The following is a 20,058-nucleotide window of genomic DNA, read 5'->3' as shown; positions in this document are numbered from 1 at the left end:
CCATCCCCGTAGACTAGGTGACAACGCCGAGACGGGTGATTGCAAGTCTGTTCTGTGAAGCATGAGATTGTTTCGCTGGGCGTTGTTGTTTTGGTGAAACCCTCAGCTTTCGCATGCTGGCATGTGATTTTGACGCAATCTCAAATCAAACGTACTCTACCAGCGACCAAGTGCGAACGAGGACCATGCCTGATCCCGAACACAGAAATAACTCCGCTGCGGAGCCTTCGCGGCGTGCTGTGGCCGACGGTATCGGCGTGGCAACGGAGGAGTTCAGAATCTCGATGCCAATCGGGATCGGAGCTGTCTTGGCTGCTTTGGCTTCTTTGGCCACGTGCTATTCCGGGATTTTACTGACCTATTTGGTTGGCTACGAAGCGCTTTCTATAAACCCACATGCGCAAGCGGTGCTCATGTGGGTGTTTGCATTGTTGGCGGTTAGTTTCTTGTGGAGAGACCGGAAACGGCATGCCAAGGAGCTTCCACTCGTCCTCGGTGGGATTGCTGCCGTCATCCTGATTGTCACACTGTACTTCGGCTATGATGAACGCGTCGAAGCTTTGGCCTATGTGCTTTTGGTGATCGCGGCTTTGCTAAACCAGAACTTTATACTCGATGCTTTGAACCACACAGTTCGCAACCAGACACATGAAATAGAAGCGTTGAACGAAAGACTGACTGAGAAGGTAAAGCGCCAGGAAGGCGAGATTGACAGGCTGGGGCGTCTCAAACAATTCCTTGCGCCGCAAGTTGCGGAGCTTGTCGTCGAAGAAAACGCTGACGAGCTTTTGAATACTCATCGTCAATACATCGCTTGCCTATTCTGCGACATCCGGAATTTCACCGCCATTTCCGAGGCGATTGAGCCGGAGGATGTCATTACCCTTCTCCAGCATTTCCACGATGAAGTTGGCCATTTAGTTGCCAAACACAAAGGAACAATTGGATACCGAGCCGGAGACGGATTGATGGTCTTCTTCAATGACCCGGTTCCGTGCGATCAGCCCGTTCTGCAAGCCGTGCGGCTGGCTAAGGCAATAAACGAAGCCTTCGAAGGAATACGAGCACCCTGGCAGAAACTCGGACATGCGATGGGTTTGGGTATTGGGATCAGTAGTGGTTATGCGACGCTTGGGCTTATCGGGTTTCATGGCCGCGCCGACTACACTGCAATAGGTGGGGTCGTGAACACCGCATCCAGGCTTTGCGACTTTGCCAGCGACGGGCAGATCCTTTTGAACCAACGGGCGCTTCTAGACATAGAAGAATATGTAGAGACCGAAGAAATGGGAGAACGGGAACTGAAGGGCATCGGTAACCCGGTGCAGATTTTCCGTGTTATCAGCCTCTCCGATCAAGCAAAATGATGCTCTATCTTGTTGTAAATCCTTTGGAATTTCGTGTTTTCAAGGTCTGCCTAGGGCTGCTAGCGGCCTTTACGTACTTTGCAGAGAACGGCAGCACTGAACGCGCGGCGGCAATCCTTCGGATCGCTAAACGCTACACTCAACCGGCGTAGCCGATGGATTGGAAGCTTTTTCCAAGCTTCTTGGAGAAGTGACAAGTGGCAGAAAAACCGCGCAATACGTCAAAGTTCACCGACCACTCGGTCAAGGAAATTTCGTGGTCGCTTTTAGCCATGTAGAGCGAGACGAGCGCGACTGGGCCGTTTTTTACTTGTCCCAGATCAAGAGTGGAAAGATCGTCGAACATTGGGATTTTCAGGAACAGATCGGCCCGAAAGAGGCTTTGAATAACTCTGGCAAATTCTAGGTGAGTAGAGCGTCATTTTTTCTCTGGCGGCGGTTGAAGATGATTTCGTGTTCAGGGCAAAGGCGTACTAGCTTTGGCTCAGCATTCCATAAATTGAATGGTTGTATTTGATTTGTCCCGCAAGATAATCTGAATGCAGCTTTAGATACACGGACCATTTGTGGAGCTTTAAATGAACAGGTTGGCGCTGACAGCAATGGCATTGATCTCCGCTGGCGTGGTGTGGGCTGCTGGTATGGAGCGGTGGGGTGAATCCGGTGACTGGACAATCTTAATTGATCCCGAAAAGGGAAACGGCTGTCTCGCTTGGAAGCCCTTTGAAGACGAAATGACCGTTGAAATTGGTGCGGCACCCAATCAGGCTGGTGGTTTTTTTGCCGCCTACAATCCGGCCTGGGTGCAGATTGAGGACGGCGCGACCGGCATCGTAAAGTTCGACTTTGGTGATGCAAAATTCGAAGGCGAAGCGGTTGGTGTCTACAAGAATGGAGTTCCCGGTGGCTACGCCTTTTTCGATAACCCGGCGTTTGTGACCGAGTTTGGAAAACGTCAAAACGTTACGATTATTGGTGAAAGTGGTGCCGAGGTTGAACTCGACCTCAGCGGGTCCGCAAAAGCCATTGAGGCCGTTCTGGCGTGTCAGGCCGAACAGCCGGAACCACTGAAGAACTAGGTCGCATCCAACTACTGCAATTGATTGATGTCCGGCACACAGGGTTGCCTGTTGACAGGCATAGCGTCAGCGCCTTCTGGAGCCTTACTTCTAGACCCACCCACATCCAGCTTGAACTTTGGCGACGAAAGCTGACCCGTTACATCAAATGGCCAAGCACTCCGGGATAGGGGTTTGCCGACGCGACGAGGCTCCGCTCTTAATGCGATGCTATCGTTCAGCCAGTCCACTTGCCCCCTGGCCACCAGTTGAACCGATCCTGTTTCGATGACGATGGAGTTTGAACTGACCCGTCCGGCCTGGATATCAACCGGGGCGACCACGCAAGTGATTTCGGTATAGCCTTGTCGGAACTCTTCTGAAAAGAGCCAGGGGAATATGCCCAGCCCCGCCAGCTCCAATAGGCTGGTACTGATATATCCCTGCGACATCGACAAAGACGCTTTGCCGCGCATGGAGTTGACGAAGGCCTTGCCCGAGGCGGTACTGCCAGAAACGTTGAACTCACCGCTCAAACGCCCATAGGCCTCAATACCAATGCCCAACTCATCAAGGATCTCACCGAATTCCCATCCCGAGGTCGATCCCGATAACGAAAGCCAATCAGGTGAGTCAATCAGGTCCATGACCGCCCGCAGGCTGAATTTTCCGCCACCATAAGCCATCTGAAGAGGGCCGAAATCCACGGTTCCGTCTTTGGCAGACAATTGGCTTGAAACAGACGTTACTCCTTGCTGCCCTACAATCTCTTTGAATTCGATCTGTACCTCAACGTCAGCTTCTCGCAGCACGCGCTGCACATTCAGAAGATCGGCAGGTTTCCCTTTTTCCTTTGGCAATACCAAGGGCTGGACGCCTGTCTCCTTCGGTAAAACCAAAGGCTGAACTTCGGCTTCAGGTTCCTTTGTGGTCTCGCCTACCAAGCTCTTCAGTTGGTCCAGCACGGCAGTTAGGTTCTTCAGGTCGTTGAGATCGAGCCTTTCGCTCGTGATGTTGCCCCGAACAACAGAAGCACCCTCGGGAAATTTTGCGTCCAAAGCCGCAAGAAGATGCGAAGACCCTGCTTCGAACTGGATTGCGGCATCAAAGTCCTCGCCCTGTTTGGAGGTTTCAGCATCGATAGCTAGTGATCCGACTTCGACAGGTTGCAGGTTCACTGCGGTCAGAAACTCGGCGCTGTCGTCGATGTCCAATTCCACGTCGAAATCGAGACCGGCAAGGCCTCTTAGCTCGTTGACAGATAGTGCGAGATCGAGCGCCCAAAGATCGGTGCCGTAGGTGGTCGCGTTAAACCTGTTGAGTGAAACCGGCCCGCCCGCGTTGGATATGTTGAAATCGGCTTTGATGCCCCCGAACTGGTCAACGTATTCTTCATCGAGGTTGGGCAAAATCAACTTGGCGGGCCCGTTTAGCTCCCCATCGAAAGTCACGTCCTGAAGCTGAAGCAGATCGAGGATTGCACCTTCGGCTTTCAGGACAGGCTCTTCAATGGGACCCGCTTGTAGCGCAATGCCCAGCATGGCAAGCCGTCCGTCTGGCATGCGGCGAATACTTTCGATTGAGGCTGGGCCGATTACGTCCAGCCCTTGGTCGAATGCATTGGTTTGGAACAGCAACTTCTCAAATTCGAAGGAAGCCAAGGATCCGACCATATGCATTTCAAAGCCAGTGAATTTAAGTTCCTGGATACTTTTTGCTGCTGGCGGCGGCTGTCCTTCAGGATGAAGCCGCGCGTTGAAAAGCAGATCAACGCCCTGAGCGGTGTAGAGGTCATCTATTGAACCCTCAGCTTCGAGTTTTTGCCCATCCTCCAGGCTTACAGTTGTTGTAAACGCCTCGATCTTCAGAGCGTCCTGAGATACGAGTTCTGCTTGCAGCTGACCATTGCCTTCCAGAACGCGTTCCAGCCCGATGACGTCCAGAAAATCACCGAACTCACCTGTGTCCATTTCCAAGACTGCCCGATAACCGCCCCCTTCGTCTGCCGAGAAGGGCTCGCCATCGTAGCTTACGGTCATTTCGCCAAAACTGGCGCGCGTCGTAAACGGTGCGGCGTGTGGGTAGTCGCCTTCGATTTCGAAAACCTGACCGTTGACGGAGCCGGAACCAGAGACCTTTGTTCTTTGTCCATTGTCTACTTGTTCGAGCGCGAGTGACTGAAGGTCAAATACAAATGAGAAGCCCGAGACCTTGTCGTCAATGTTTAACCCGATTGATGTGAAACTTACGTTCTTGTCGCTCAGAAAGTTCAGGATCCCACCGCCTTCCGCACCGCTCTCATTGGTACTATCAGCGCTCGCGACGTCTTCTTGATCTTCCGTTGATACTGTTTCCTCAGATTCGGGCCTGCGTGTTGGCCTGTTTGTTCGCCAGCTTGTGGTGCCGTCTTCGGCCGTCAGAAGATTTGCTTGGAGGCCTTCCACGACGAGATTGTCAAAGTGCAGGCGCCTGTTGCCCAAAGCGGCAATATCCAGCTCCAGCTCCAGCAGGTTCAATTCCACAAGAGCTGAATCCGGCATTGTCAAGCTCGGGATGACCACACCACCGACGTAAATGTAACTCGTGCGGCCAAGCGCGACGCTTACATCATCATTGACAAGAAGTGGCCGACCAATTTGTTCCGAAAGAACTCTTTCCACAAGGTCGCGCCGCATGTCCGAGAACATCGGAGCAGCAAACAACAACCAAACAAACGCAACTGCTGCGAAAGCGAGAAGTGCAACAAGCCCAATTATCCTAAAAAGCCAAACCCTCATGCGCTCCCCTATCGCCGCCTTCGCCGTTCAGTCGCTCACAAGCAGATATTCGGCCCACTAAACTGAATGCCCTTTCTGAACCTTATTCGGGTCAGTTGGGCCGTGTCACTATTCGTCTTTGATAGCCCCGCCAGTCGCTTTTATTCTTCCCATCAGCACACTTGCCCTATTGGTCGTCGCCTCTTTGGAAGACTGGATTGGTCCAAAAGTCTGAACGTCATCGACCTCTAAAGTAAACGCAGCCTTCATGAGGACGGGACCATCAACAACCAGCATTTCCTTCTGCGTCGGGTCGATCCAAATTTGACCGGTTACAACGATGGGCTCGTAAACTGTCGATGGTGACCAGGATTCACTCAGGCGCAAACGCACCATCTGGTTTGGTGGCGGAGGTGGTACGTGGCTACACATTCCTCGTTCCGGCACGATATACGCCATTTGGGAGCCATCTTCGTCGCGGGGTGCCGGGATCACAAATCCGCCCAATGAAACGGTCACGCCATCGATGTCGACGTTGGCGGCTGTGCCCGCCTTTTCACGTCTTTCCATCACAACCCAGCGTTGGGAAATCAGCCAGTTCGCATCAATGCCTTCCTCAGCAAGGGTTGCTTCGGTTGCCTCAATATCCACTTGAATCTGGTCCAGCTGTTCTGGTGTGGCCCCGCCTTTTTCTTGCCGTGCGCGCAACCGGACCAATTTCCGAAGCGCGTTAAGCTGTTTGTCAGTCAATTCAACGAAAGGATCTTCGTAGTCTTGAGCGGATTCATCGATCAGGTCTGGCCACTCAACACGAGTGCCCTCCGAATGAGCCGGCAAAGCCAAAAAGCACGCGGCTATTACTGCAAAGGAAAGACGCATTGTCATATGCTCCTCAATTGTCCGCAAAACAGCTCCCATTGCCACTGGCTCCTACGTGTCATCACTCAGTTCCAACGGTTTCCTGCGAGAGTCGGACGCGTGCTGACGAAAGGGTAGCAAGCGCAAAAAGTACAAGAAGGGCTTTTTCCATCGCTGGGCCTGGTGTCCGGGTTTTGAAATTGGGCCGGGGTTCACAGAAAGATCGCCCCGGCCAGCACCAGGGCAAACGAGGTAATTCTTGCCCTGAAACATCGTACTTTCGTCTAGTTGAGAAGATCACCGACGATGCCGACAGCATCCACAACCGTAGAGAGGTCATTCGTAACTTCGAGGACTTCGCCATCGACCTGAATGTAGCGGTTTCCGTTGCCCGGCTCCTTCAGCTTCCATTTGGAAAGGTCCCCGATTTCTTCGAACTCCAGATCAGACGGGAGCTTGGCACCGCGCGTGTAGCGCTTGATCTGACCAGGTGGCACAGCCTTTGGGCCTTTGCCGGGTTTGTCTTCGATCTGAATGCTGACATCACGGTCCTTGCCCCCCTTGTTCGGCTTCTTACCCTTGTTGTCTTTGGCATAAGCATCGCTGCCTCCAAGGATGAAAAACACAACTGATAAGGCTGCGAGAATTCCGTACACGATCTTCATAGACTATTCCTTTGCTTCCTAACTTCATTCAACCGGAGTTGAAAATTCCGGCACGCGCTTCAGGGTTTCAACCATGTCCGCGCTCGTCATCAGTTCGATGAACCTGTAGTCTTTCAGAACCCCTTGGCTCAGACGCGAAACATACATGGCCTGCACCATGCCCGGATCGTCTGGGAAACGGACGGTGATGTAGTTCTTGCCATCGGCCAGACCCCAGAAATAGCTGATCATCTCACCGCCCATTGCGGCGAGTGCAGCGCCCATGTCCTTTTCCCGGTCGGTCGGGTTGTCGATCATGATTTGCCAGGCATCGGGGTTTGGTTCCCCGATCCCCAGATAGTATCGGCTTTGGGTTTGTTCCGCTGCTGCTTCAGTAACGCCGATCCCAAATACGCAAAGAGCTACTGCGATTACTTTGTTCATTGATCGCTCCCCTGTTCAGGATTGACGATGCAAGGCGCAGGTGTCAAATTCCCGCATACTCCGCTCATTCGAGTGTATTCTTGTAGAAGACGCCATCTTTCATGATCACGCGAATGGTCTCGAACCCCCGATCCCGCGGTGCTGCATCAAACCACTTTGGATTTGCTCCAAGAACCGACAGGTCCTCCAGCGGATTTCCATCGACAATCAGGATGTCTGCATAGGCCCCTTCTTCGATCACGCCCAGTTTGTTGGGATAAGGGTTCCGACGCCCTGTCAGTTGAGCGAGTTCACCACCAGTCGAGGTCGCTGCAACCAGGAAAGCATGGTTTCCCAGCAATTCAGCGAAATAGTACTTTTCAAAGTCCCGGTGTGCGCGGCCAAATCCAATGGTGGATAGCACGGTGTCGACGTTATGCACGATCTTGGGCTTGTACTTCTTGATGTACTCAATGACGTTTTCTGACCCGACCAAATATTCTTCCAGTTTCGGCTTAACTGTCGGCATGGAGAAATTGGGGTGATCAAGCAGCGCTGGATCCATTCCAGCTACATTCAGGGCCCAGAAGATACCTTCATCCGCAATACGTTTGACGGTCTCTTCGCTCACCATCTGAGCGTGCTCCAGTGACTTGACGCCCGCGTTCAGAGCCATTGTGACCGTTTCGTCGGTATAGGCGTGGACAGTCACATATGTATCAAAGAACGACGCAGCCTCGACCGCTGTCGAAATCTCATCAACGTTGTAAGCAACGGACCAGAGCGGATCGAGCTCGGATGACACACCGCCACCGGCCATCAGTTTCAGGAAACTCGCCCCGTGCGCGAAGTTAAGCCGCGATGCCTTCCGGATTTCCTCGGCACCATCAGCAATATAGGACAGGTTGAACGTATTGGCGACGTCGTCCGATCCCATGTTGAAGGTTCGCTGCTCGGGGTTTCGCCAGTCACCATGCCCGGATGTCGGGCCGATGGCCGCACCTGACGCATAGATGCGCGGGCCGTCTACAATCCCCTTGTCGATCAGTTCACGCAGACCTGATCCCATTCCGCCGGTATCCCGCACCGTGGTGTAACCATCGTAGAGGTAGTCGCGGGCATTTTCAGCCGCGGTGGCCCCGATCTGATCCCATTTGGCGGCCTGAAGGCCCGAGAAGGATTGCACGAGCCCTGTGGCATAAAAGTGCACGTGACTGTCAATCAAGCCCGGCATCAGCGTGCGCCCACCTCCGTCAACAAGCGTCGCGTCAGGCGCATCAATACCGTCGGTCGAGACTGTCTTTATGAGATTGCCTTCAACCAGAATATTCGCGTTTTCGATCCGCTCTTCACTAATTCCGTCAAAGATATGCACGTTGGTGAACAAGGTTTGTGGAAGCGCGTCCTGCGCCAAGGCACCGCTTGCTGCCATGGAAACAAGTCCAGCGATTGCTGTCAGTGAGGCCAGTATTTTCACGTGTCAGTACTCCCATTTTCCAAGTTAAGGGAGCGCGGGATGTCGAGGTAAATTCACCCCGCGCGACACTCAATCGAGTGTATTCTTGTAGATCACGCCATCTTTCATGATCAGGTCGATGTTGTTGGTGTAGTCGACCAGGATTTCGGCATCCGCGACCGGGTTTCCTTCAACAAGCAGCAGATCGGCGTATGCGCCTTGTTCGATCACGCCCAGCGGGCCTGCTGTGTAGGGGTTGAGTTTTCCTGACAGTGCCAGAAGGGCGGCCGACTTTGACGTGGCCTGTTGCAGGATTTCGTGTGAAGTCCATGCCTCCAGCCGGTATTTGAACTCATCGTTTTGCTTGGTCAGCGCGACGGGATCGCCGATAATGTCAGTTGAGAAAGCCACGTTCTCGATCCCGAAGTCTTTGATCAACTGCATCTGATTTCGTGCACCCGCTTGCACGCTGAGGAACTTTTCGGCGGCCCCTGGTCCAAGAGCGGAAATAACGGTTTGTTCGTCCAGTCCTAAAAGAGAATAGAACGGAACGATCCACGCATTCGCGTCCTTGATCGCTTGCGCACCGACTTCTGTCATCAGTTGTCCATGTTCAATGCTGATCACACCTGCCTCAATCGAGCGCACGATGGATTCGTCCGTATAGGCGTGGACCATGACATAGGTTCCCCAATCGGCAGCGGCCCGGACAGACGCCTCAAGCTCTTCCGGCAGACCCTGAACGGTGTGTAGGGGATCAACCTGAGAGGATACCCCACCGCCAGCCATCACCTTGATCTGGACAGCGCCAAGGCGCAGGGCTTCGCGGGTCGCGCGCAGTGTTTCCGGCACGCCATCGGCCAGAAACTCCAGATGCTGGTTAAAGAAGGATGGCTGCGCCCCCATGAAGTTGGGATGGGGCTCGGTGTAGACGCGATGCTCTCCGTGCCCCGAGGTTTGAGAGATTACTGGACCAGAGGCGTAGATGCGCGGGCCAACGGCCTTGCCCCGATCAATCGCTTTTTGAAGACCAATTGCCGGGCCGCCCGCATCCCGTACGGTTGTGAACCCTCGCAGAAGCATTTTCTCAGCTTCAATCGTCGAAACTGCACCCCAGTACATCCAGTCGAAGTTATCGCGCAGGTCCGCCACCGGTTCGGTGACCGTCATATGCACATGTGCGTCGATCAAGCCCGGCATCAGCGTGCGACCACCGCCGTCAATGATCTGGGCATTGGCGACGGCCAGTGGTTCCGCCGATACTTCTGCGATCAGGTTGTCTACGACCAGAACGTGTGCGTTCTCAAGTCGCTGTTCATCGACACCGTTAAAAACGTGCACGTTGGAAAATAGGATCGGAAAGCTCTCTTCCTGCGCCAAACCTTGGCCCGCGATTGTCAGGCTTGCAGAAAAGGCTGTCGTGGCCACCAGGTGTTTGAATTTCGGTGTCATTGAGGCCCTCCAAATACGAATCACAGATGTATGTTTCTGAATATGATTTTAGAGTGATTGCCGGATTTTGCCTGACAGTATGGCAGGCTGCGCCAAATTGACTTGGCATTCTGCATGCTTTTGGCACCTTTTTGTGTGCTTTCTGTCTTTCTGTCGTTACCTTCATGATATTTGAGGGCGGCATGGACGCATTTGACCAAAACACCAAGAAGGCCTTGCCGTTGGTTCGGGCATCGGTTGCTGCACCCGTGTTAGCTGCTTTGCGTGACGCCGGTGTTGAACCGGCTTTTGTTCTGGACCCTCTGGGCGTGAGCGAAGCTCAGGTGATGGATCGCCAGAATTTCGTGCCACACGAGACGATTTATAAAATCCATCAAGCCGCTGCTGACGCAACATCATCAGACTTCTGCGCGCAAGTTGGTCAATCAATTGACCTTGTTCGGTTTCTGCCCCTTGGTGACATGTTGGCCGAGGCGTTGACGCTAGGCGACTTCTTTACGCGATACACTCAAGCCGTCTCGAAAGAATCCAATGCGGTCACGCAATCGCTGCTTGTGGAAGGCGAGCATGCTTATTTCAGTGCCAAGCGGAATTTCAACATTTCGGTTTCGCCCGGACAGACCGACGCATTTCTGGCGAGCATTTGGATATCACTACTGCACCGAGTTCTGGATTTCAGGTGGGACCCAAGCCAAATCATTTTACGGGTAAGCGAACCTGACGTGCTACCTAAGCACTTTCATGGTGTTCAAGCCATCAAGTGCGGCCCACAGGGTTTTTCGATCCGGTTTCCCTCACCCTGGCTGAGCCATAAGTTGCTCACGGAAACATTGGCAAACCCGTCAGACCTGACAAGCGCTAACCTCGATCAGCATGCGCCTCAAGATTTCTTAGCCGGGCTTCAGGGCCTGATCCGGATTCATCTTGGCGAGCAGGGATTTGGTGTAGACGAACTGGCGCGCCTATGCGGTTTCCACCGGGAGACTTTGAACAATCGGCTGGCCACTTATGGGCTATCAGCATCTCAGGTCATATCTGGTGTCAAACTGGAAGAAGCAAGGAAGCTGCTGGGTCCGGTTGGGAAGTCCGTTGGTGAGACCGCACTGCGGCTTGGTTACGCAGACTCCACCGCGTTTTCGAGGGCCTTCCGAAAATGGTCTGGGATGTCGCCGTCGGCCTTTAAGAAAACGGTGGAGGAACGGGCCTGATCATCTCGGTGCCAATGCTGATCGAGGTTTCTGTTCCTGTAACAAGACTGTACCAAATAGTGGTCTTGATGCTCGGCAAGAAGATCGGTGAACTAGTCCTAAATAGTTGCTAGTCGCCTTGCATCCATTTTTTTGAGGCTGAATTCTGCTAATCAAACTGCAACTTTGATTTAGAAATAACGCTTACACGATTTGAATTTAAAGATCGTATTGACGGAATCCGCAACCAGGTAGGAGCGGGGTCACTAGTTCGATTGTCCACTGGATGCTTCACTTGACCTGACAATTCGTCAACGAGAATAGCCACGTGATGTTAAGGCGCAACGCTCAACATTAATCTGGACCAGTTTATGCGGTTTTGAATTCTATCACGCGGGCAAGATATTGTGGTTTACCCTGAACAAATTGGCCGGGTCATATGTGCCCTTGATCCTAGAAAGCTTGCCACCGTTATCGCCATATGCCCCGGCCATGTGGTCTGCTTCGTCTTCTGGCATGAAGTTGACATACGCACTTCCGCTCGCGTGCGGTTGCATCTGGACGTAAAGTTTTCGCGCCCAATCAATACACTCGGCATCCTTGCCGGGATCCTCCCAACGCGTGTGAACATTCATGATGAAGTGAGCAGATCTTTGGGGATAGGCCGTTGAACCGGCGTCGACGCGCGCCATCGCTCCGCCCACATGGGCAATAAAAACTTCGCACGCCGGGTCAGGAAGATTTGCAATCGCTTTCAGTAAACTTGAGATGGCGTCCGAAGAAAGTTCATCTAAATCATGGCTCTTCCAATAGTTCCTAGCACCTGGTGTTAGAAGCGGGTCAAAAGCGGCCTGCCAGTCTACAAACTTGTGGGGAGAGATCACGTCGGCAATTGGTTCGCCAAGCGCGCGTAGTGCCGCAATAGCTTTTTCACCTTCGTCCATGGACCCGCTATAGCAGGCAGCGAAGATCAACACCTCTCGTCCATGCCACTCAGCTGGCAGAAAGGGTAGAGGAGGCGCTTTCCGCATCACGCTCCAGACGGTCAGTTCCTCCGGGGAATTGTCTGCAATGGTGGCGAATTCGGCCAATAGCTCTGGCGCCTTTTCTATCGGATGAACAATGAGGCCGGAAAGGACGTCGGGTCCTAGCTCATGCAGTTGAAACTCGAAAGAAGTCACTACACCAAAGTTTCCACCCCCTCCTCGAATGGCCCAGAAAAGCTCCGGGTGGCTTGTGGTCGAGGCGGTTACAATGGCTCCGTCTGCGGTCACGACTTCCGCTGAGAGCAAATTGTCGATCGTCATACCAAATTTCCGAGTGGTCCATCCAAAGCCGCCGCCTAGTGTGAGGCCTGCGATGCCCGTAGTCGAATTGATGCCAACGGGAACGGCAAGTGCATGTGCCTGAGTTTCGCGATCCACATCTCCTAGCAGTGCTCCCGGCGCAACCTCAGCAGTTTTGCTGACAGGGTCGACGTGAACCGACCGCATCTGGGACAGATCAAGCATGACCGTTTCATCTGCGACTGCATGTCCTGCTATCTGGTGCCCACCTGACCGAATGGACATTATGAGGCCATTGTCGCGTACGAAGTTCACGGCCTTCTGCACATCGCTTGCACCCAAGGCGCGGATCACGAAACCGGGGTAACGTTCGAACATGCTATTCCACGTGGTCCTAGCATCTTCGTATTCCGCAGTGCCCTTATGGTAGACTCCGCCGCGAAGCGATAAATCAAGAGCGTCTAAAGCGCCTTGGTTTACAGTTGCCGTACTACCATCAAGTGTTTTTAGGTAAAACATGCATTGGCCTCCCTATTGTCAGGTCGGGCTTCTTGCAGGGTTGCCTCAAGTAATTGATATTTCCGTCGCGTTGTCTCGCGATGGCGTTTCATTGAATTAGGAAAATACGATGCGGATTAGGCGAAAATTGCCGGATCAATCCGATCCACAGGCGTTATGACATCGGCGGGAATGTTCAGGCGTTCGGCCGCCTTTCTCAGGCTTTCCTCATCCGGGGCTTCGTATAAGCAGTACGTTTTGCGCTTATCTGCACTGAGAAACGAAAAAATCCACTCGACGCCAACTTCGTCATTGATCTCTTTGATATGAATTTTGTCATCGTCTGTGACGTTGAGCTGCTCAGCGAAATTTCTTTCAATTATGTACCTTGGCATAAAGTCCCCCAAACCAGATTAATTACCTTAACTCGCTACTCCTTCGAGCTTTGATCTTAGGGAAACCATACCCAATTTCTGTGAAATTGCCAACGCTTCCCCTTCCAGTTGAAACGCCTGTTCCACATCATTCGGGCGCCCTCGTCGCCTTAATGCAGTTGCAAATGCCGCCTTGCTGTGCGCGACCCAAGGTGGGCATTTCATGCGCGTGTCAATTTCTATGGCCTTCTCAAACATCTTCTCAGCGGCCTCCCAGTCTTTCAGAACCGTACTCAGACTTCCAAGGCGTCGGGCAGCTGCGCCAGTGCATACTGTTGTGGCCCCAGCGGTGATCGTCAGGTCTTCGTAAGGAGCAAGCATTTCATAGAGCATGTCGGCGTGTTCCTGATGCTCAATGGCGACACATATGTCGGCCAAATAGGACAATGTCGTTGAATACATAGCGTCGGGTGGAAGATCGAAGCCATTGGCAGCCATTTCGTTCAGTATTCGTTCGGCAGGTTCTTTGTACCCAAGTTCTGCAGCGATAAGACCAAAACCGGGCTTCCATGAAATGTCTTCGGGGCTGTCTGTCATCAGTTGCTTGATTACAGGCGCGACCTCGTGCAGTCGGTTTTGTTCGCGGCGGATCGTGAACATTTGAACTCCAAAGACGCCCTCAACATGTTCGCCGTGGGTCTTTCGGCCAATTTTCACCGCCTCGGTTGCGTGTTTCTCAGCTTGGTCAAAATCGCCGTCCATAATTGCAACCATGGCGCGTGCGTGTTTCTGAACCCAATAGAGTTGCAGATGATTGTCCTTTTCCGAAATTTCGGTCAGCAAACCCAAAGAATGGTCCATTAACTCACGGTCGGCCATCTCGGCGCCTACAAATAAGCTCAGAGTTCGGTCCCGCCCTTGGTCGATACTTCCAAGATGCTCGACCACACCGTGCATGGCCTCCAGATTTTCGCGCCAATGACGGGCTTCTCTTCCCTTCCGCGCAACGAACGGGGCCCCAAAATGCATCATCATTACCGAGAACTGGGATTTATAGTCTCCCAGTTTTGCGGCCAGCTCCATTGATTGTTGGCCGAAACGCGCACCTTCGGAGAACTGACCGACGAACATGTGGGCGCGCGCAAGTTGGCTCATCAGTCTGCACCGACGGACTTCGTCATCATCGGGTAATTCTTTCAGCGCATTATCGCAGAGATCGATTGCTTCATTATGCCTTTCGCTGGACATCATGCATGAGTCGGCGAAGTGGTTGGCCGCGTCAGCAGCCAATTCCACATCGTTCACCGCCCGCGCCGCGTTGGAGGCGTCTTTCAGAACTGCAATCCCTTCAGGTAATTGGCCCAGGCTGTCGTGGCTGCGGCCAACCAGTATTTTGCCTTTGATCAATTCTGTTTTGGAGTCTGATCCAAGTTTTTCAGCAGCTTGCAGCGTTTCTCTGGCGTTTGTCATCGCCTCTTGGCTGGCAGATCGCGCCAACGCCATCTCTGTCGCAATTTGCCATTTTTCGAACGCAGCCCTCCAATCCTCAGCTTCTGAAAGGTGTCGGGCGACCAGTTCGGGACGACGCTCGATCTCGGCGGACCTTGTCTGCATCAACGCACGCGCCACATCCGCATGCTGTTGTTTTCGAGTTGAGCTCAGCATGGACTGATAGGCGGTATCGCGGATAAGGGCATGACGGAATACAAAGTGCCCGCGATTGTGCCCGCTTTCGAAGACTATGCCTGTTCGCGAAAGTTCTTCGAGGCAAGTTTTGATATCAGAATCTGCAACGCGCATCGCCGCATTCAAAATGCTAGGCTCAAACTCTCTGCCAATAACAGATCCTGTAAGCGCGACCTGTTTTGCCTTAGGCGAAACCGCATCAAGACGCGCCATCAACGCGCCTTTCAGAGACGAGGGTATATGGATTTGCCCTTGCTCACCTGCTTCCACAATCGTTCGCGTCAATTCCTCCACGAACAAAGGTACACCGTCGGTCTTTTCAATGATTTTAGCAATCAGGGCATCGTCCGGTTTCTTCCCTGTGATATTTTCGACGAGGTGTGAAACATGCGCAGAATCGAACCGGCGCAGTACAAGAGACTGAACGTGCGTGTCCCCATCGTCTCGGGCCAATTCCCACCCAGGCCTGTGGGTAATCAGGATCATCAGAGGAAGGTCGCTGGAAATCGACTTAAAGCGCTCCAACAAGGCTTGTGTGGAAGGATCGATCCAATGCGCATCTTCGACACACAGAACAACCGGGCACACGTCTGATCGCACCTGCACTGTGTGAATCAAAGTTTGGATTGTGATGTCGCGCTGCTCCTGCGGCGACATCTCGAGCACCTTTTGGGCCAGCGCACTACGAGGTGCGACCAAAGCTGCGAAGACAGGTAGAACTTGTTCCCAGTCCAGTCCCGGCCGTCTTTCCAGCATCTTCCTGACATGTTCAAGGATCAGATTGTCATCGAAGTCCGGTTCGACACCTGCGTCCTGAGATATCCGTTGGGCAACCGGATGAAAGGGGCTACTGCTGAGATAAGGAGAACAATTCAGCCTTATGATATCAGCCTGGTCATTCGCGGTGATATCTGCGAGGAATTCCTCTGTAAGTCGCGATTTCCCAATCCCGGCTTCACCGGACAGCAGCACAACCTCTCCATGACCATTCTGGGCACGTTGCCATGATTGCAGCAGAATACCCTTTTCGTAGTCCCGGCCGATCATAACACTGTCGACATCATCGCGATGTGCGGCCCGAAACCGGCTTTCCGCACTGCGTTCCGACACCACTTTCAGCAGAGTACGAGGCTCAGCAAAACCCTTTAGTTCTTTCTTCCCAAGAGATTTGTATTCAAATATCCGATGCAAAGCTGTCTCAGTTTCCTCTGCCGACAACACGACCGAGTTTGGTTCCGCAAATTCTTGAATTCGCGCCGCAAGATTGACAACTGGGCCGGTCATGGCCCCTTCTTCATATGTGTTTTCACCGATGTTATCGCCGACGACGACATCACCACTCGCAATACCCAGCCTTACTGACAAGCGCTCTCCGTCCGGGGTTTTGAGTTCGCTGACGCGATGAACGGCCTCAAGACCGGCTTTGATCGCCCGAATTGCGTGATCTTCGTAGGCCCTCGGCCAGCCAAAAAACACGAGAAGACCGTCGCCCAAGTATTTTGCAACATAGCCACCATATCGACTTACAGCGCCCGCAACGGCGTCTTGGTAGTTCTGTAGTAAGCCCCGCATATCTTCGGGGTCGAAACGATTGGTGAGTTCCGTCGAGCCGACCAGATCGGCGAACAAAACGGTTACGTGGCGCTTCTCAGCAGTGGCTGGCTCACTATGCTTGGTTTTGAGCGGATCGTCACTTTGTGAATGGTTTGAGATGGCCGCATTTGCGTTTTCCGGCGGGTGTTCACGATAGGCGTGTGGGGACGAGGTCGCACGTTGTTGTCCGACTAGCTCTTGCACTGCGGCGAGGATGATCTTGCGGTGGCCAAGGCTCACCCCGAGCTCTTTTAAGTCGTCGTCTGACAGAAGTGGCAAAACACGCGCATCGATATCATTTGCCGCAAAAACATCTGCGTACTGGCTCAGTTCGAGATCTTTCAACCACTTTACAATTTCGACCGACATCTTTGGATCATGCTGGGATACGCATCACTAATCAAGAATACGCATTCAAAACGGGATGATCTTTAATGAAAGGCGACAGAATATCTTTACATTCAGACCAACCGACTAGGTCGGTTCTTGCCCCAGCATTCTAGAATTGCGCAACTTGCCAATTAGCTGCACGTATTTGATGATTTGTCTTTGAAGAGACCTGTGACCGCGATGTGCGAATGCACGCAGCGTTAGGCCACATTAGCGCAGTGAACGTCTCCTTTGATGGGCCGCGACGCGGCATACAGACTCAGCTACGTAGGGCAGCTTTGTGCCGCCCAAGATGAGCCAACCCGACACACCACTACAGATGCTGCGCTGACTCTGAAGTCGGTTGTGAGCCCACTTTGCCGGGTGCTGCACTGCGCAAGAACGTCTGCATTCGGGAAGCGCGCCAAAAACGATCTTTTTTGACGCCCACAACACCAACGAACAATCGCAAAATTCGCTGAGTGACTTGTGAGTTGTTTGTCTGCTTTGAGTCAGGAGCGGTGTTCACATTATTATTGCATTATTGCGTGCGACAGTTTGCATTGCTTTAGTATTTATAATTTTTCTGCGGTTCCATTGGGAGTTTTATCTAATGCGATTGACGTTTTTGACTGTATGTATTTGTGCTTTGCCAACGCTTGCGGCTGCCGCGGATGTTGGGCAGGAAGCAATTGACGGCTGTATCGATCAATTGCGCGTTGTAGGTGGGCCAGATGGACAAGGTGGTACGGTGCTCTCTACCGAGTTTTCTGAAGCAAACTCGCTTGTCATGTTGCAAGATAGAGGCGAAACAACCTGGCGATGCCTTGTCTCAAACGATGGTCAGGTTGCCGAATTGAGCGTTGCACAAGCCGCAGATGACGGCGGTGGTGCGATAGCGGGCTCTTCTGGCACAGGCGCGCCAAGCACGGAGCGCGTGCAGTTCGCAAGTGGCACTTCCGGTGCGGAGCTGACCGGCTCTCTCCTGCCACAAGAGAGCCGGCGGTATATCCTGGGTGCGCGCGACGGTCAGTTCCTTTATTTCCGTCTCGCCGCGAACGGACCCGGAATGACCTATGTAATCTATAATCCGGACGGGTCTGTGCTGCTCGATGAAACGGACGCGGCGCAAGAGTATCGTGGGCAGCTCTGGCAGTCGGGAGATCACGTGATCGAGGTCTACAACACTTCCAACGGTGCACAGTCCTACAACGTGATCTTTGGCATCGAATGACATGACTACGGAAGAGTCTCCGTATCAAATTGGAGCATCCATGAAGAATCCGCTTATGCTGGTTTGTGCATTTGCGACACTCTGCGCAGTGGCGGGTTGCGTTGAGACTTCAAGCCCCACGGCACCTTCAACTGACCAACCGTCCGTGGGAAGCTCCACCGATCTTTCCGCATTTGAAGGTGCGCGGGCCGGTCAGGCCGAGATGGGCATACAAAACCTCGGCTATGAGTTGATCCGGACAGACGGTCTAACTGCCTTCTGGTTTAACCGCAGCACGGGTGCCTGCGCACGCATCGCGACTGCCGATGGCCGTTATTCGGATGTCACTATGCTGCCCGCCGCAGATTGCTAATGCTCTAGGTCGTGGCTGAACACTTTGTCTGATTAAAAGGGAGTTCCATGAAATACATGCTTGCAGCCGCAACACTGCTCGTCGTTTTGGCAGGATGTGTAGAAGAGAAATCCTTCACCACGGAAGCGGATATTTCCGAAGCAAACCGGAACACCGAATGCCCCGTGGACGTGTCGGAAGCGGATCGCGCGAACTATCCGGCGTGCAACTAATCTGACAGCGGCACGCGGTGAATTTCACTTACACATACCGAAGAGATTAAGCAGTGTCAGGATCGGCAAATGCCTGTCGTTGGGTTGTTCGAACCGTTGGGGTCTTGTACCTCATTGCACTCGCGCTGTTTCTGGTCGGCACCTTCGGGCTTTTTGGTCAGCAGCGAGACCCTTTGTCCGGTATCTTCCTGCTGCCCATAGGATTGCCATGGGTTCTTTTGACAGATGGTTTTCCGGAGACTTGGCGCCCGTGGCTTGCGAGTCTGGCTCCGGCGCTCAATCTTGTAATCCTAACGTTGCTTTGCCGTCGCACAAAACGACGCCAATAGACATCATTTCAGTTATTTGAAAGGAACGCTGTGAGCCTTGACATACCACATATGATTGTCACCGTAGCAATCTGCTTTGCTGTCCTCTGGGGCCTCGAACAGACGCCACTTTTTGCGAACATGCCGAAACGAAAAGCAACAGTGCTTAAGCTTGTCACCCTATTTGTGGCAATCTTAATTCTAAACCTAGTCTGGCCATACGGGTCAAACGGCTAACCCGAGACGCAGCTTCTACGATGGCGACCGCAGATCGTTAATACACCGATGTCGCGCCTTTCGAAGGCAGCTGACCGCCCAAGGTCGAAGTAACGGCGCCATGGTCGCGAAACACTGGTGCGAGGAACATAGGGTCACAGGGTTCACCGACATCCACGTGCAGTCTTTCTTGAGATCGGGTGCCTTGTCTGCAGAACGAATGATCGCTGTAACGACTAAATTCTTTGCGAGCGCAGCATCGAGGGCAAGCTTACCTGTCCGCCCATTCGCGCCCAAAAGAACGAGCTTAAAAACCTTCTCCTTTCGATCGGAAACTGCACTTGCGACCTGCGCTCAGGCGGAGAGGCAAATCTTGTTGCTGTCCAGATCCCTGACATAGGCCGAAAAGCGCGGTCCACGTTGGTTCGGTTCGCCTTCGCTTGTGCCACCAAGCTCGAAGGCCAATGCGTACAGCCTTTCGACCTCTTCAGCCGACCCGACGCTGAAGCCGACCATGGTTCCGTTTCCATAGGTGGCCGGGTTTTCGTCGAACGGGATGGCGACTGCAAAGGCAAAGCCAGGTCCGAGCCAGTATGTCATTCTGTCGGTGGGCGAGACACGCTCCACACCCGTTTGACCAAAAAGCTGGTCATAAAAGTGCGTTGCGGCGGCCATGTCGTTGGCACCGACGACGAAGTAGTTCATTTGCATGATGCGATGTCCGTTGAG

The 20,058-nt window shown here is 53.1% G+C and carries 18 protein-coding genes; 6 read left to right on the top strand and 12 right to left on the bottom strand.

The features are described 5' to 3' along the window. Nucleotides 1-185 precede the first annotated feature (185 nt). Entirely contained in the window at nucleotides 186-1,367 is a 1,182-nt protein-coding gene (locus ACR0NO_RS16560; RefSeq protein WP_480724758.1) for an adenylate/guanylate cyclase domain-containing protein, read from the top strand. Nucleotides 1,368-1,506: 139 nt separating this feature from the next. Here ACR0NO_RS16560 and ACR0NO_RS16555 read toward each other — a convergent pair whose 3' ends face one another. After that, nucleotides 1,507-1,713, bottom strand: a complete 207-nt coding sequence (locus ACR0NO_RS16555) for a hypothetical protein (protein ID WP_480724757.1) — start codon at nucleotides 1,711-1,713, stop codon at nucleotides 1,507-1,509. Between the two features lie 232 nt (nucleotides 1,714-1,945). Between ACR0NO_RS16555 and ACR0NO_RS16550 the strand changes: the two genes are divergently transcribed. After that, nucleotides 1,946-2,446, top strand: a complete 501-nt coding sequence (locus ACR0NO_RS16550; RefSeq protein ID WP_480724756.1) for a hypothetical protein — start codon at nucleotides 1,946-1,948, stop codon at nucleotides 2,444-2,446. A gap of 11 nt (nucleotides 2,447-2,457) precedes the next feature. On the opposite strand, the gene ACR0NO_RS16545 is transcribed toward ACR0NO_RS16550, so the two are convergent. The 6 genes from ACR0NO_RS16545 to ACR0NO_RS16520 form a co-directional block, all read right to left on the bottom strand. Next, nucleotides 2,458-5,202 (bottom strand): AsmA family protein, encoded by a 2,745-nt coding sequence (locus tag ACR0NO_RS16545; RefSeq protein ID WP_480724755.1) that lies wholly within the window; start codon nucleotides 5,200-5,202, stop codon nucleotides 2,458-2,460. A 108-nt stretch (nucleotides 5,203-5,310) separates the two neighbouring features. Then, on the bottom strand, nucleotides 5,311-6,099 hold the full coding sequence (locus ACR0NO_RS16540; protein WP_480724754.1) for a DUF3299 domain-containing protein: 789 nt from the start codon (nucleotides 6,097-6,099) through the stop codon (nucleotides 5,311-5,313). A gap of 224 nt (nucleotides 6,100-6,323) precedes the next feature. Then, nucleotides 6,324-6,704, bottom strand: a complete 381-nt coding sequence (locus ACR0NO_RS16535) for a hypothetical protein (RefSeq protein WP_170463054.1) — start codon at nucleotides 6,702-6,704, stop codon at nucleotides 6,324-6,326. 24 nt (nucleotides 6,705-6,728) lie between these two features. After that, nucleotides 6,729-7,127 (bottom strand): hypothetical protein, encoded by a 399-nt coding sequence (locus ACR0NO_RS16530; RefSeq protein ID WP_480724753.1) that lies wholly within the window; start codon nucleotides 7,125-7,127, stop codon nucleotides 6,729-6,731. Nucleotides 7,128-7,191: 64 nt separating this feature from the next. Then, a complete protein-coding gene (locus ACR0NO_RS16525) occupies nucleotides 7,192-8,538 on the bottom strand; it encodes a metal-dependent hydrolase family protein (protein ID WP_480724752.1) in 1,347 nt (448 codons plus the stop codon). 114 nt (nucleotides 8,539-8,652) lie between these two features. Then, complete coding sequence (locus ACR0NO_RS16520; RefSeq protein WP_480724751.1) at nucleotides 8,653-10,014, bottom strand: metal-dependent hydrolase family protein; 1,362 nt, start codon at nucleotides 10,012-10,014, stop codon at nucleotides 8,653-8,655. Nucleotides 10,015-10,196: 182 nt separating this feature from the next. Between ACR0NO_RS16520 and ACR0NO_RS16515 the strand changes: the two genes are divergently transcribed. After that, nucleotides 10,197-11,222 carry a helix-turn-helix domain-containing protein gene (locus ACR0NO_RS16515; protein WP_480724750.1) on the top strand — a complete coding sequence of 342 codons (1,026 nt, stop codon included), beginning with the start codon at nucleotides 10,197-10,199 and terminating at the stop codon, nucleotides 11,220-11,222. A 368-nt stretch (nucleotides 11,223-11,590) separates the two neighbouring features. Here the strand turns inward: ACR0NO_RS16515 and ACR0NO_RS16510 are convergent, their stop codons facing one another. The 3 genes from ACR0NO_RS16510 to ACR0NO_RS16500 form a co-directional block, all read right to left on the bottom strand. After that, nucleotides 11,591-13,006 (bottom strand): FAD-binding oxidoreductase, encoded by a 1,416-nt coding sequence (locus tag ACR0NO_RS16510; protein WP_480724749.1) that lies wholly within the window; start codon nucleotides 13,004-13,006, stop codon nucleotides 11,591-11,593. A gap of 116 nt (nucleotides 13,007-13,122) precedes the next feature. After that, nucleotides 13,123-13,392, bottom strand: coding sequence for a DUF4242 domain-containing protein (locus tag ACR0NO_RS16505; RefSeq protein WP_480724748.1), 270 nt, complete (start codon nucleotides 13,390-13,392; stop codon nucleotides 13,123-13,125). Nucleotides 13,393-13,407: 15 nt separating this feature from the next. Further along, nucleotides 13,408-17,007 carry an adenylate/guanylate cyclase domain-containing protein gene (locus ACR0NO_RS16500; RefSeq protein WP_480724747.1) on the bottom strand — a complete coding sequence of 1,200 codons (3,600 nt, stop codon included), beginning with the start codon at nucleotides 17,005-17,007 and terminating at the stop codon, nucleotides 13,408-13,410. 613 nt (nucleotides 17,008-17,620) lie between these two features. Between ACR0NO_RS16500 and ACR0NO_RS16495 the strand changes: the two genes are divergently transcribed. Genes ACR0NO_RS16495 through ACR0NO_RS16485 form a run of 3 tightly spaced genes read left to right on the top strand, consistent with a single transcriptional unit; the run spans nucleotide 17,621 to nucleotide 18,805 of the window. Further along, entirely contained in the window at nucleotides 17,621-18,241 is a 621-nt protein-coding gene (locus ACR0NO_RS16495; RefSeq protein WP_480724746.1) for a hypothetical protein, read from the top strand. Nucleotides 18,242-18,281: 40 nt separating this feature from the next. Then, complete coding sequence (locus ACR0NO_RS16490; protein ID WP_480724745.1) at nucleotides 18,282-18,593, top strand: hypothetical protein; 312 nt, start codon at nucleotides 18,282-18,284, stop codon at nucleotides 18,591-18,593. A 47-nt stretch (nucleotides 18,594-18,640) separates the two neighbouring features. After that, nucleotides 18,641-18,805: a hypothetical protein gene (locus tag ACR0NO_RS16485; RefSeq protein ID WP_475217501.1), complete on the top strand. Its 165-nt coding sequence runs from the start codon at nucleotides 18,641-18,643 to the stop codon at nucleotides 18,803-18,805. Between the two features lie 560 nt (nucleotides 18,806-19,365). Here ACR0NO_RS16485 and ACR0NO_RS16480 read toward each other — a convergent pair. Both ACR0NO_RS16480 and ACR0NO_RS16475 read right to left on the bottom strand, forming a co-directional pair. Further along, the gene (locus ACR0NO_RS16480) at nucleotides 19,366-19,626 is read right to left on the bottom strand and encodes an NAD(P)H-binding protein (RefSeq protein WP_480724744.1); all 261 of its coding nucleotides are present in this window, start codon (nucleotides 19,624-19,626) and stop codon (nucleotides 19,366-19,368) included. Nucleotides 19,627-19,683: 57 nt separating this feature from the next. Then, on the bottom strand, nucleotides 19,684-20,040 hold the full coding sequence (locus ACR0NO_RS16475) for a VOC family protein (protein ID WP_480724743.1): 357 nt from the start codon (nucleotides 20,038-20,040) through the stop codon (nucleotides 19,684-19,686). Nucleotides 20,041-20,058: the final 18 nt, after the last annotated feature.

It is taken from the genome of Ruegeria sp. CL3 (genome assembly GCF_056536505.1).
The sequence above is the reverse complement of the archived record's forward strand: the minus strand, read 5'-3'. Positions and strand labels throughout refer to the sequence as shown.

What these genes read in the sequence shown, in the direction of transcription:
- ACR0NO_RS16545 (WP_480724755.1), bottom strand. Translation starts at nt 5,202, where the DNA reads ATGAGGGTTTGGCTTTTTAGGATAATTGGGCTTGTTGCACTTCTCGCT.
- ACR0NO_RS16550 (WP_480724756.1), top strand. Translation starts at nt 1,946, where the DNA reads ATGAACAGGTTGGCGCTGACAGCAATGGCATTGATCTCCGCTGGCGTG.
- ACR0NO_RS16535 (WP_170463054.1), bottom strand. Translation starts at nt 6,704, where the DNA reads ATGAAGATCGTGTACGGAATTCTCGCAGCCTTATCAGTTGTGTTTTTC.
- ACR0NO_RS16520 (WP_480724751.1), bottom strand. Translation starts at nt 10,014, where the DNA reads ATGACACCGAAATTCAAACACCTGGTGGCCACGACAGCCTTTTCTGCA.
- ACR0NO_RS16560 (WP_480724758.1), top strand. Translation starts at nt 186, where the DNA reads ATGCCTGATCCCGAACACAGAAATAACTCCGCTGCGGAGCCTTCGCGG.
- ACR0NO_RS16500 (WP_480724747.1), bottom strand. Translation starts at nt 17,007, where the DNA reads ATGTCGGTCGAAATTGTAAAGTGGTTGAAAGATCTCGAACTGAGCCAG.
- ACR0NO_RS16510 (WP_480724749.1), bottom strand. Translation starts at nt 13,006, where the DNA reads ATGTTTTACCTAAAAACACTTGATGGTAGTACGGCAACTGTAAACCAA.
- ACR0NO_RS16530 (WP_480724753.1), bottom strand. Translation starts at nt 7,127, where the DNA reads ATGAACAAAGTAATCGCAGTAGCTCTTTGCGTATTTGGGATCGGCGTT.
- ACR0NO_RS16540 (WP_480724754.1), bottom strand. Translation starts at nt 6,099, where the DNA reads ATGGGAGCTGTTTTGCGGACAATTGAGGAGCATATGACAATGCGTCTT.
- ACR0NO_RS16490 (WP_480724745.1), top strand. Translation starts at nt 18,282, where the DNA reads ATGAAGAATCCGCTTATGCTGGTTTGTGCATTTGCGACACTCTGCGCA.
- ACR0NO_RS16495 (WP_480724746.1), top strand. Translation starts at nt 17,621, where the DNA reads ATGCGATTGACGTTTTTGACTGTATGTATTTGTGCTTTGCCAACGCTT.
- ACR0NO_RS16515 (WP_480724750.1), top strand. Translation starts at nt 10,197, where the DNA reads ATGGACGCATTTGACCAAAACACCAAGAAGGCCTTGCCGTTGGTTCGG.
- ACR0NO_RS16525 (WP_480724752.1), bottom strand. Translation starts at nt 8,538, where the DNA reads ATGGCAGCAAGCGGTGCCTTGGCGCAGGACGCGCTTCCACAAACCTTG.
- ACR0NO_RS16485 (WP_475217501.1), top strand. Translation starts at nt 18,641, where the DNA reads ATGAAATACATGCTTGCAGCCGCAACACTGCTCGTCGTTTTGGCAGGA.
- ACR0NO_RS16475 (WP_480724743.1), bottom strand. Translation starts at nt 20,040, where the DNA reads ATGCAAATGAACTACTTCGTCGTCGGTGCCAACGACATGGCCGCCGCA.
- ACR0NO_RS16555 (WP_480724757.1), bottom strand. Translation starts at nt 1,713, where the DNA reads ATGTTCGACGATCTTTCCACTCTTGATCTGGGACAAGTAAAAAACGGC.